This is a genomic window from Spiroplasma alleghenense, from assembly GCF_003363775.1.
GTDB classification, from domain to species: domain Bacteria; phylum Bacillota_I; class Bacilli_A; order Mycoplasmatales; family Mycoplasmataceae; genus Spiroplasma_B; species Spiroplasma_B alleghenense.
In genome coordinates, this window is sequence record NZ_CP031376.1 from 767,824 (window position 1) to 779,896 (window position 12,073).

A 12,073-nucleotide genomic window follows, 5' to 3' on the forward strand; every position below is an offset into this window, starting at 1 on the left:
TTTGACCTCCTCTAAATACTTTCAAATATTGATTCAGCTTGTTTTTCACTTAAAATTAAGTGTCTTGTATTTTGTAAAATTTTAAAATTTTCTTTATTAAAACCCAAAATTTTTTTAGCAAATATCTTGGGATTAACAAGTTTATCATTATCTCCTTGAATTATTGTTATTTTATCTTGATTTTCCATAATTGACTTTCAAAACTTATTAGATAAAACCCTAAATTGAAAAAGTTCGCGAACTGAAATAGCCCCAGCAACCTCAAGACAAGCTTGATAATTTTTAATTTCTGATTTATTATCTGTTAAATCTGCAGGATTGTAATTTAGATTAATTAATTTTTGAGAACTAAAAATGGTTCCCAAAAATATCTTAAAACGCATCGACAAAGTGTAACTATAGATTAATTGTGTACAAATTGCTAGTAATATTATTTTTTCAACTCTTTCATGCTTGATAATACTTTGAATAGTTAGAGTTCCAAATCCTGATGCCAAGATAATAATTTTTTGACTAGGATACTTATTTGAAATATAATCAACCACTTCTTTAACATCACTTAAATATGCCCCTAAGTTACGTTGATCATCGTTTTTGTTTTTGCCATAGTTTCTAAGGTCAAAACCAATTACTGAGTTCAAAGGTTTGTTTTTTAGCATATACAGCTCTAAATTATCAAATTGCTTTGATGAATAGCCCAAATCATGGAGGCACAATATTATTTTTTCACCTTTTGGGTTAATCTCCCCCATCCAGTTAAGCTCGTATTGATCTGAATTAATAAAGCACTTTTTTTTAACAAGTTCTGGAATTTGTTTCTTAGAACTTTTGTTTTTTAAACTATTAAAAGTGATTAACTTTATTACTATTGCTAATAATGCTACAAAAGCAAAAAAACCAAGAGCGGCGTATAAGAAAATATAAATTGCTTCAATAAATGTCAACTTTAAAACTCCATCCTATTTTGATTATTTTTGTTTTAAATTCCTTTTAAAGGATTAAAGACTTTTTGTTAATAAATTTAATATTACCATTTTTTTAAATTGTTTAAAGTGTGTTATTGTAAATTTTTAGTAAAGTAATTTTTTAAATTACTCTCTAACAAATACTCTATTTAAAGATGTTACTTGATTTTCATCGTTAATATTTATTATTATTCCACAAAATTGTCCCAGGCCATTTGCTGGATTAAATCTAGTTGGTAGACCCGTTTTTTCTTTATGAATCACAGCTTCAGGTTCGACCCCAATTATTGAGTTCACCGGACCAGTCATTCCTAAATCAGTAATGTATCCTGTTCCTTTTGGCAAAATAGTTTCATCCGCGGTTTGAACGTGAGTATGAGTCCCCACTAAGGCTGTTATAATACCATCATAGTTTCAAGCAAACGCCATTTTTTCAGCGCTAGCTTCACCATGAAAGTCAACTAAATGAATGTCACATTTTTCTTGATTTTTTAGTAATTCATCAAAAGACATGTAAGGATTTTCTGCTGGCTCCATAAAACTACGTCCAATTAAATTAGTGATACGAACTTTTTTACCTAAACACTCAAGAACTATACTTCCAGAACCTGGTGTGTAAGGATTTATGTTAAGTGGTTTTAAAAGTCTTGGAGTATGTTCTATATAATCTAGAACCTCGCTATTTTTAAAGATATGATTTCCAGAAGTAATAACATCAATTCCGTTATTTATTAATTCATTGAAATGTTTTTCAGAGATCGATTTTCCGTGTGTAACATTTTCACCATTTCCAATTACTAGGTCAATATTGTTGCTTTGTTTAAATTTAAATAAATACTTTGCAATCATTTCACGACCTTTAGAAGCGTAAATATCACCAATCATTAAAATTTTCATTTTATATCTCCTTTTCGATCTTGTTTATAAGTTCTTTAATCTTATTGTCTGCATCGTCTTTGTATTCTTCTAAAATATTACGAATACTTTGGGTGATTTTTAACAATTTCACCTTCTCTTCGCACTCTTCTAAAAGTTTAATGGCATTTTTGATACTATCTGAAACTGCCGCTCTTGAAATTTGGTGCTCTTCTGCAATTTCTTGTAAAGAAAAATCTTCAAAAAAATAAAACTCAAAATATTGTTTTTGCTTTGTAGTAAGAAAGTTTTTATAAATATCGAACAATTCAATGACATGATCATTTTTCTCAAAATTACTAGTCATTGTTGTTATCCATAAAATCAGCTGCTAAGTAATAGACATAGTCGTCAACATCAAAAGGCTCAATATCATCAATTTGCTCACCAATACCAATCATTTTTACTGGAATATTCAATAAATCTTTAATTGCTAAAGCGATTCCACCTTTGCTGGTTCCATCCATTTTGGTCAAGATTATCCCTGTAACATTAGTTGTTTCTGAAAAGGCTTTTGCCTGAGAAACTCCATTTTGTCCAGTAGTAGCATCAATTACTAATAAACGCTCGTGAGGAGTATTTTTGTACTTTCTTTCAATAATATTTTGCATTTTTTCCAATTCACGCATTAAATGTTCTTTGTTTTGTAATCTTCCTGCTGTATCAATTAATAATAAGTCATATTTACCTAATTCAGCTTTTTCTAAAGCATCAAAAACAACACTAGCGGGGTCTTGGTTAACTTTTTGTCCTCGAACTAAATCTACTCCTGTTAGTCTTTTTTCAACCCACTCTTGGAGTTGTTCAACAGCTCCCGCTCTAAAAGTATCAGCCGCTGCAATTAAAACTTTATTCCCTTGTTTTGCAAAGTAATTAGCAATTTTAGCTAAACTGGTTGTTTTACCCGTACCATTAACACCGACCATCATAAAAATATTCAATCGACCCTTTACAAAATTTAGATCAGATTTGAACTTTCCTGAATCAACATAGGCATCGTATAATTCTTCAATTAAAATCTCTTTGATTTCATCAAATGTATTTTTGCGTTTTACTTTTTTTTGAACGGCATTAGAAATTTTTACAACCATACCCATGCCCATATCTGTGGAAATTAGAATATTCTCTAATTCCTCAAAAAATTCACTATCAGCTTCCTTGTATTTTTTTGAAAGTTTTTTAATATCCTTAGAAAAACTTAAGCTCTTTTTTATTTCGCGATGTTTAATTTTTTCTTGTTTTTTTGCATCGCGCTTATCCTTTAAATTTTGTCAAAAACCCATATATAATAATACTCCCTTATCCATTTAATTGTATATTATTTTTCTCTTAGTTAAAATACCATAAAAAAAACTTTAGCGAACTAAAGTTTATTGAAAATCAACATCATCGACAAAAACTTCGTCGAATTTACCAGTTCTAATAAAGTTTAAAATTTCTTCAATATTAACCAGGTGGTCTCCGGCACGTTCCAGGTTTCGTAATTCACGAATTGCGTTGATAAAAATTATTGATTGTTTTGAAGCTTTCTTTTTTGAACTTTCAATTTCTGAAACTAACAAATCGTTTAATTCTGATAGATTTGTATCCAACATTTTACGTAAATCTAAAACTTTTTTTCTTTGATCATTTTCATAGTTTTCAAATAAAGTTGAAATAAAATTTAGCATCTGATTTACTAAATCAAATATTTTTGAAATATAACCAATTTCAATTTCCCCGGGTTGATAGTTAATATAGAACATGCAAACTAATTTGGCATAATCTGCAATTCTCTCAATTTCTCTACTAATAAGAATAGACCCAACCGCTAATCGTAAATCTCCTGCAACCATTTGCTGCTTGGCAATTTTTCACAAGGCCATATTGGTAAATTTATTTTGTTGCTGGTCTATTAATTTATCCCCAACAATAACTTTATTAGCTAACTCAATATCGCGTTTCTCCATTGCTTCAAAAGCACGAGCATATTGTGACTTTGTTGACTCAACAAGATTGCTAATATCTTTTTTGATGACGTTAACATCATTATCTAGTATTTTATTGTATGACATCTGACTTTTATCCAAATCTACCTGAAATATAATCTTCAGTTTTCTTATTTTTTGGGTTAGTAAATATTTTTTTAGTGCGATCGTATTCTACCAATTCTCCCGAAAGGAAAAAGGCTGTATAATCACTAACACGAGTAGCTTGCGCCATTGAGTGTGTTACTATTACTATTGTATATTCTTTTTTTAATTTTAGAATTAATTCTTCAACTTTTAGTGTTGCAATTGGATCTAAAGCACTAGTTGGTTCATCCATTAGTAAAATTTTGGGGCGCATTGCAATAGCGCGAGCGATGCAAAGACGTTGTTGTTGTCCTCCTGATAGTCCTAAAGCTGAATCTTTTAAATAATCTTTAACGTCTTCTCATAAAGCAGCCTTGCGTAATGAATCTTCAACTAACTGATTTATAACTTGTTTATCACGAATCCCTTGACTGCGAGGACCAAAAGCAACGTTATCAAAAATTGAAATTGGGAAAGGGTTGGCCTTTTGGAAAACCATTCCAACCTCAGTTCTTAAACGAGCGACGTTAATTCCTGGTTCATAAATATTGACACCATTAACCTTAATAGAACCATTTATAACAATATTTTCAACCAAGTCATTCATTCGGTTAATTGACCTTAATAGGGTTGATTTACCACAACCACTAGGACCAATAAATGCTGTAACTGTATTCTTTTTAATTTTCATGTTAATTTTTGAAAGCGCTTGTTTATTACCCATTGAATAGTAGAAATCCAAATCTTCAACCTCTATTACATTTTCACGATCTTTTAAGGCAACTTTTTTAGGAGCATTAAATAGCTCTTCTTCATTTATTTGCTTGACCTCAATGTTATTTTTAAACGAATTTTTTTTAGCTTCACTTTCAGCTGCCTTTGCTTGACGGCGCAAATGTTTATTCTCTTTAGCATTTAATTCTTTAGTTGTTAAAACTTCATCATAAACATTTGTTGTGTCTGATGTTACTGTGAGATCTTTTTCTTTATTTAATATCATTTTTCGACTTCCCCTCCTTCAAAATGTTTTTGATGATTTTTTTGTTTTGCTTATGGTTTGCTATTATTATTTTATTCCTTTTTATGTTAAAAATTAATAGCATTCTTTTAAATCTAACTGAAACTGAGTGTCAGAAATTTTTAAAGTCATTTTTATAATTATGTTTAAATATTCTTGCAAACATCATTGATCAATAAAGTTTAAATTTAATTGGACGATAACGCGGATCTAGTTTAACTGAAATTACCTTACTAATATAATTTAAGAATAAAACTAAGAATAAAGTCACCATTGCTAACTGGTAGGCAACTCCCATAGTTTTGCCTCCCCCACCTTCAGCGGCCATCATATAGATTTGTGTTGTCATTGTAGCCCCTGATGATAAAAATCCTTCAGTTGGATAACGAACTGCAGTTCCTAAAGTTAGATAAACTGGAGCTGACTCACCGATTATTCTTGAAATTGCTAAAATTGAACCAGTTAAAATTCCTTTTAAAGCATTAGGAATAACCACTTTAATTAAAGTCATAGTTTTACTTAATCCCATTCCAATGGCAGCTTCTCGATAAGATGCTGGAACAGCAATGATAGCATCCTTAAACGAAGAAATAAGTGTTGGTAGAATTACTAATGTCATAGTTAAACTGGAAGCAAAAATTGACATCGGCAATCCCATTGTGACAATAAATATCGTTAATCCAAAAACCCCAAAAACAATACTTGGAGTTGAGGCTAAAACATTAATTGAGAAATCAATAATTTTAGTAAAACGGCTTTGTGGGCGAGCATATTCTGCTAAATAAATTGCTACAATTAATGCTAATGGGAAAGCAAATAACATAGTTGATAATACTAAGAATATTGTCACCAGCATAGTTGCAAATATTCCAGCTTTTTGACCTTCAAATTCTAAGAAGTAACTAAACCCAAAACCAATAAACCCCTTAACAATTACCGTTAAAATAATTCACAAAGTAAAGGAAACTACAATGGCTGTTGCCAAAATCATTAACATTTTTTTTCAAAAACTATAAAAGTTTTTGTATCCTGTTCTCATAGCTGAAGATCTTACCAAGATTCCTAATTTTAAATCCTCATATTGATAATTACTTGAACCTAAGTTTTTCTCTTTGATTTTATTGTTCATGTGGGCGTTGCTGCGATTATTACGTTTCTTTGTATTAAAATTAGTAATTACAATAATCGAAAGATTAATAATGATTACTAAAATAAACAAAATTAAACCAATAGCATAAAGTGCTGACTCATGAATTGAACCATGGTTTTCTAGCATTTCTAAACCGATTGTTCCTGCAAGTGTTCGAACTGATGAGAAAATGAATCCCAAAAACCCATCACTTGTATTTAGACCGATTGTTGAATTTCCAGCAATCAGGATTACAGCCATTGTTTCTCCAATGATTCTAGCCATCCCGGTAATAATAGCTCCGATAATTCGTGGACGAGCAGAACGCCTAACAACTTTAAAAGTTGTATATTCTTTTGAAAGTCCAAGACCTAAGGATGCAAAGCGGTAACCATCAGGAACAGAATCAATTGCATTAATTGATAAAGTTATCATTGTTGGCAATGCCATAAAAGCTAAAGTAAAACCTGCAGTCATTAAGTTTCCCGGAGAAGCTGCCCCCATTTTAACAAAAATACTTCCAATTTGATCTAAAGCGAATAAACCAAAAACTACTGAGGGAATTCCCGCCAGCAATTGAATGATTGAAATAACTGTTCTTTTCGACTTACCAGAAAGGTATTCGCAAATAAAGAGCGAAGTATAAATTGTTAAAGGAACTGCAAATAATAATGCAATTCCTAGTATAGCTAAAGTTGATAAAATAATACTAAATATACCATAACTTGCATCTAAATCGTTATCCGCCCCAGGTCTTCACTTACTTGTAAAAATAAATTTAAAGAATCCAAACTCTCTAAGGCTAGGAACTGATTTATAAATAATAAAGCTTACCAAAATGATTAAAACTAAAATAACAAGTGATGTTATTGTAATAATCGAAAACTTAGAAGCCACATCCAGCTTAGAAGTTTTGACCTTCGGTAGTCCAGATTTTTGTTTTTTTGGTTTAGGATTTAACTCTACATTCGTATCGTTAATCTTTGTTGTCGTCATTTAAGTACCTACCTTTAATAAATTAGCTTTCAGTAGCTAACTATTTATTTTGTGGATTAAGAACCACTTTTCTGATTAAACCTTCTTGTTTAAAGATTTCTTCTAATAGTCCGCTTGTTCGTGACTCCTCAATAATTCAAATTAAAAAATCAGTGATATCATTTATCTTTTTATGGAAGCTATTGAAAATAGCAATAAATGGTCTTTGAAATTTATAAATTTGGTCGTGAATTGCTTCTTCGTTAGTTGGCAAGTCTTCACTACCTGGGTTGTTTAAATCAATAATTGGAGCATTCTCTCAATCGTCACCTGAGTCAACAGGATTAGCTAAACGAACGCCATCAACAGCACTTAATCTGATTCCTGTATCTTTTGTTATCGAAGGAATAAAGGCATAAGAAATGTATCCAAATCCTCCCGAAGCAACCATTTGAAGCATCATTCCATTTGAGTTAACAACATTGGCTGAGGGCATTTCTTTGACACCAGTTAGGGTTGAGAAAGCATCTCTAGTTCCTGAACCATCTTCTCTTGTGATTGGTAAGATTCGTGAATTCGGTACCTTATCAACTACGCTTTGATCAATTGGTTGGGAACTATTTTGTTTAACAAAATCCGCCAACTCTCTTCATGTACATTTATTATCATAAATTTTTTGTAGCATTGCTTGAGAATTTGATTGATCTTTTTTGGCGAAAATAAAATTCAAGTTTTGGGAAAGAATTTCATCTCATCCAGCTGGTGGATTATAAATAATAGCAATTGCATCAACTGCAAATTCTAAACTTAAAGTTTTATCTAATTCGTCAGTTTTGCTTAAAGCTTGAGCAACACTTGATTGCCCACTTTCATTGATTTCATCAAAAATAGCCGGCGCCTCTGTTCACTCACCTGTGGTTAAAGTTGATTGAGTAACATCTTTGGAAATAAACCCTATTTCATAACTACCATTTTGAACTCCTACAACCCCAGCTTGGCTTCCAGTAGAGTTATAGACAAAATCTTTTTTAGTGTCCTTGTAGTATGAGTTTGTTAATTTTTGCATTAAGGGGTTTACACTTGTACTACCCCCTAAAATATGAGAATTTTTCGGAATAACAAGAGTTCAAATTCATAAAGCTGCTAGCAATACAAAAATTGTCGATAGTCAGATTGCGATTTTTTTTGTCATATTACCTCCGAAAATTTAATTTTATATTTTATTATTCTTGATTAGAAATTAAGTTTTTTGCCTCAACCAGTTTTATTTGAACAATTTTAGTAATTCCTTTTGCCTCCATTGTCGCTCCAAATAGAACTTCACAATTTTCCATTGTTCCAGTTCTATGAGTTACAACAATAAATTGAGTATTAGCTGTGAATGATTTTAAGTATTTAGCAAATCTTTCAACATTAGCTTGATCTAATGGGGCTTCAACCTCATCTAAAATTACCATCGGGATTGGTCTTACTTTCAAAATTGAAAATAGCACCGATAAAGCAACCATTGATTTTTCTCCTCCTGATAACAAATTAATATTATTAATTTTTTTACCTGGGGGGTTAATTTTAATATCAATTCCTGAATTTAGCAAGTCTTCTGGATCTGTATAAATTAATTTAGCAGTTCCTCCACCAAATAATGTTGCAAAGGTTTCGGGTAGCGCTAAGTTTACCTCACTAATCACTTTCTTAAATTGAATTACCATTTGATTATCCATGTTTAAAATAGCTTCTTCCAAGTTCTTAATACTTGTCTGAACATCATTGGTTTCTTTTAAGTAGAATTCATAGCGATCATTTTCTTCTTCAAAAGAATCAATTGCATCTAAGTTTACATGACCTAAATTTTTGATTTCATTTGAAAGATCCATAACTTCTCTTCTAGTGTCTTCTTCATTTGTTATTTCAACTTGAATATTTTCGCTTGCTGTATCAAAAGTAATTCCGTAATTTTGCACTAAACGATTTGAAGCTGAATTTAATTTCTCACTAATTAGAGCTGCATCACGTTTCGATTCAAATTCTTTTTCTTTTAAAGCTGCTAATAATTTTCGTTTTTCATTTGCTGACTCATTTAGTGAATTTTGGCGCTCAAGTGATTTGTCTTTTAAAGAACGTGAGACATTTAATTTTTGTTGCATTTCTTCTTTAAGATTATCTGCATCAATAATTTCTTGAGTAATTTCTAGAATCTCTTCTTCTAGTGTAGACATTACACTATTTTGGTTTTCAATATCCTTACCAGTTATAATGCGATATTCTCTTTTAGCATCTTCAATATCTTGATTTATAATTTCAATATTTTTTCTTGAAGCTCCAATGTAAGACAACTTCTGAGAAATTTCCTCGCGTAATTTATCAGAACTAGTTTTTAAAACCTTGATTAATTCATTTGTAGTTTTTTGTTCTTCATTAAGAGTAAATAACTTTTCTTCAACCTCTTTAATCATTGAGGCATTATTAAGTGAAGTAATTTTTATTCTTCTAGAACCCCCAACAATTGCACCATTTGGCAGAATTCTTTCTCCATCTAATGTAGAAATGTGCAAACGATAATTGACCAATTTAGCCATTTCACGAGCACAATCAAAATTTGAAACAACGATACTTGTTCCTAAAATATAGTCAATCGCCTTTTTGAATTTTGCATCAATTTTAACTAAATCACTAGCAAAACCAACAAATCCATTAGCCTTTTGAATAATAAATTTTTGGTCGTCGGCAATAAAATTTGGTTTTATAGTATCAATTGGTAGGAAAGTTGCGTAACCTGCTTTATTAACTTTAAGGAATCTGATGATTTCTTTTGCAGATTCTCCTGAATCAATAATAATATTTTGTAATGAAGCTTGAATTAGCGAACCTATAGCTTGTTCGTGAATTTTTTCAACTGAAATTAAATCCTGAACAGTTCCATAAACCCCTGGTAAATTGTTTTTATTATTTAAAACACTTTTAACCCCATCAAACAAATCTTCGTTTGAGGCTTGTTTTTGTCTAATTGTTTCAAGTGAAGACTCTAACTTTGCAATTCCTCGATTGATTTGTCCTAGACTCTCATTCTTAGAATCAAGTTCTTGATTTGTCTTTAATAATTCTTGGTTTAATTGATCATTATCCAATGTAAGTTTAGATAGCTTTTGGTTTTCAGAATCAAGATTCAATTTTAGTTTTTTATTTTCACTCAATAATTGATCAGCCTTGAATTCGTCATTGCCAGTTGAAATGCTTTTTTGTTGATTTTCTAAAGCCAATTTTTGAACTTTTAAATTTCCGATTTTTTCAATAATACTTGTGAACTCGTCGTTTAGTTTGATAATTTCGCGTTCACTTTTATAGTTCTGCTTTGAGATTTGATTAAACTCTTCTTCTTCAGCTTGTGTAACTCTTGATAAATCAATAATGTTATTTTTTAACTCTAATTTTTGTTGATTCAGAGAAACTAATTTTTGTTGATAAATTTCAATATCTTTTACCAAAATTGCAATTTCAATATTTTTTAACTTTTCAAATTTTTCTTTATAAATTTTGGCTTTTTCTGACTGATTTTTTAAGCTAGGTAATTTTCTTTCAATTTCATTCATGATGTCATTTAGACGATCCAAATTTTCTTGTGTTCGTGCTAATTTACGAATTGATTCTAATTTACGTTTTTTGTACTTAGCTATCCCTGCGGCCTCATCAAACAATTCTCTTCGCTCATCGGGTTTTGATTCAACAAATTTATTAACAGTCCCTTGAGAAATAATTGCTAAACTTGATTTTGTAAGTCCAGTTTCTAGAGCTATATCTTGAACATCTTTTAAACGGACACGGTTTTTATTGATAAAGAATTCGCTCTCTTTTGAAATTCTAAAGTAACGACGAGTTATCTCGATCTCATTTACATCTAAGCTTGAAAATTTTCTATCAGAATTATTAAAAGTTAAAGTAACTTCAGCCATATTTAGTGAAGAACGATTTGCACTTCCAGAAAATACAATATCTTCCATGTTATCACTACGCAGAGATTTTGAAGATTGTTCTCCTAAACATCAACGGATAGCATCGTTTATATTTGATTTCCCTGAACCATTTGGACCAACTACTCCTGTCATTTCGTATTCGAAATTTAGTGTTGTCGGCTCAGCAAACGATTTGAAACCGAAAGCTTCAATTCTTTTTAAAAATAACATATTCATCATTCCTTTTGGTAATACCCGTTAATTAACTTTGATAATTATATATTATTTTTTAGCGCTATTAAAAAAATAATATATAATAATTTTTATTTAATATATAAAGTAAAAACTATTTAAGAAACAGAAATTTTCTTAAATAGTTTTTTTGTTATTTTTTTAATTTTAACAAGCAATCTTTAGCAGACATTTGCTCTGCTTCTTGTTTTGAAAAACCTTCCCCAACACCGTACTTAACATCTTCTAAATAAAGCGCTACTTTATAAATTGTACGATTTTGTGAAGTTTGTTTTGAATCTATCACTTTGTAAACTAAATCATGACGATTTTCCGCTTGTAAAAGTTCTTGTAGTTCAGATTTAAAATCAATATTTTTTTCCATAAAACCTGGTTCAGAAATAAATTTTAACATTGTCTGATTTAATCAGTTATTAAGCACTTTTTCACCTTGATCTAGATAAATCGCTGCTGTAAATGACTCAAAAACATCAGCCAATATACTATTCTTTTCATAACCTTTAGAGTTAATTTCTCCAATTCCAAGGCGAATTATTTTTCCTAAATTAATACCTCTAGAAATTTCAGCTAGAGTTTCTTCTCGAACTGAATTACTACGGTATTTGGTTAGAACTCCCTCTTTTTCCCTTGGAAAGTTTTTAAAAAAATGTAAGCTTACGTACATTTGCAAAATAGCATCCCCAAGAAACTCGAGTCTCTGGTAAGTGTAACCCGCTCTTTTTTCATTTGCATATGAATTATGAGTGATTGCTTCTTCATATATTTTTATATTGATAGGAATTATGTTAAATTTTTTTAAAAATTCTTTAATTTCCATT

Annotated in this window: 10 protein-coding genes; all 10 read right to left on the bottom strand. The window is 30.5% G+C overall.

Going from position 1 to position 12,073, the window contains the following annotated elements; genetic code table 4:
• Window positions 1-11: 11 nt before the first annotated feature.
• Window positions 12-944 (bottom strand): serine aminopeptidase domain-containing protein, encoded by a 933-nt coding sequence (locus SALLE_RS03460; protein ID WP_115558234.1) that lies wholly within the window; start codon window positions 942-944, stop codon window positions 12-14.
• 147 nt (window positions 945-1,091) lie between these two features.
• Window positions 1,092-1,862 carry a TIGR00282 family metallophosphoesterase gene (locus SALLE_RS03465; RefSeq protein ID WP_115558235.1) on the bottom strand — a complete coding sequence of 257 codons (771 nt, stop codon included), beginning with the start codon at window positions 1,860-1,862 and terminating at the stop codon, window positions 1,092-1,094.
• Window position 1,863: 1 nt separating this feature from the next.
• Window positions 1,864-2,187: a YlxM family DNA-binding protein gene (gene ylxM, locus SALLE_RS03470; RefSeq protein WP_115558236.1), complete on the bottom strand. Its 324-nt coding sequence runs from the start codon at window positions 2,185-2,187 to the stop codon at window positions 1,864-1,866.
• The gene (gene ftsY, locus SALLE_RS03475; protein ID WP_162807946.1) at window positions 2,180-3,163 is read right to left on the bottom strand and encodes a signal recognition particle-docking protein FtsY; all 984 of its coding nucleotides are present in this window, start codon (window positions 3,161-3,163) and stop codon (window positions 2,180-2,182) included. Before ftsY ends, ylxM begins: the two co-directional genes overlap by 8 nt.
• A gap of 87 nt (window positions 3,164-3,250) precedes the next feature.
• The gene (phoU, locus tag SALLE_RS03480; protein WP_162807947.1) at window positions 3,251-3,934 is read right to left on the bottom strand and encodes a phosphate signaling complex protein PhoU; all 684 of its coding nucleotides are present in this window, start codon (window positions 3,932-3,934) and stop codon (window positions 3,251-3,253) included.
• A gap of 7 nt (window positions 3,935-3,941) precedes the next feature.
• Window positions 3,942-4,658, bottom strand: a complete 717-nt coding sequence (gene pstB, locus SALLE_RS03485) for a phosphate ABC transporter ATP-binding protein PstB (RefSeq protein ID WP_245886028.1) — start codon at window positions 4,656-4,658, stop codon at window positions 3,942-3,944.
• A 262-nt stretch (window positions 4,659-4,920) separates the two neighbouring features.
• Complete coding sequence (pstA, locus tag SALLE_RS03490) at window positions 4,921-7,077, bottom strand: phosphate ABC transporter permease PstA (RefSeq protein ID WP_115558240.1); 2,157 nt, start codon at window positions 7,075-7,077, stop codon at window positions 4,921-4,923.
• 40 nt (window positions 7,078-7,117) lie between these two features.
• Window positions 7,118-8,248 (bottom strand): phosphate ABC transporter substrate-binding protein, encoded by a 1,131-nt coding sequence (gene ptsS / locus SALLE_RS03495; RefSeq protein ID WP_115558241.1) that lies wholly within the window; start codon window positions 8,246-8,248, stop codon window positions 7,118-7,120.
• A 31-nt stretch (window positions 8,249-8,279) separates the two neighbouring features.
• The gene (locus SALLE_RS03500; RefSeq protein ID WP_162807948.1) at window positions 8,280-11,234 is read right to left on the bottom strand and encodes an AAA family ATPase; all 2,955 of its coding nucleotides are present in this window, start codon (window positions 11,232-11,234) and stop codon (window positions 8,280-8,282) included.
• Between the two features lie 154 nt (window positions 11,235-11,388).
• Window positions 11,389-12,072 (bottom strand): ribonuclease III, encoded by a 684-nt coding sequence (gene rnc, locus SALLE_RS03505; protein ID WP_115558243.1) that lies wholly within the window; start codon window positions 12,070-12,072, stop codon window positions 11,389-11,391.
• Between the last annotated feature and the right edge of the window lies 1 nt (window position 12,073).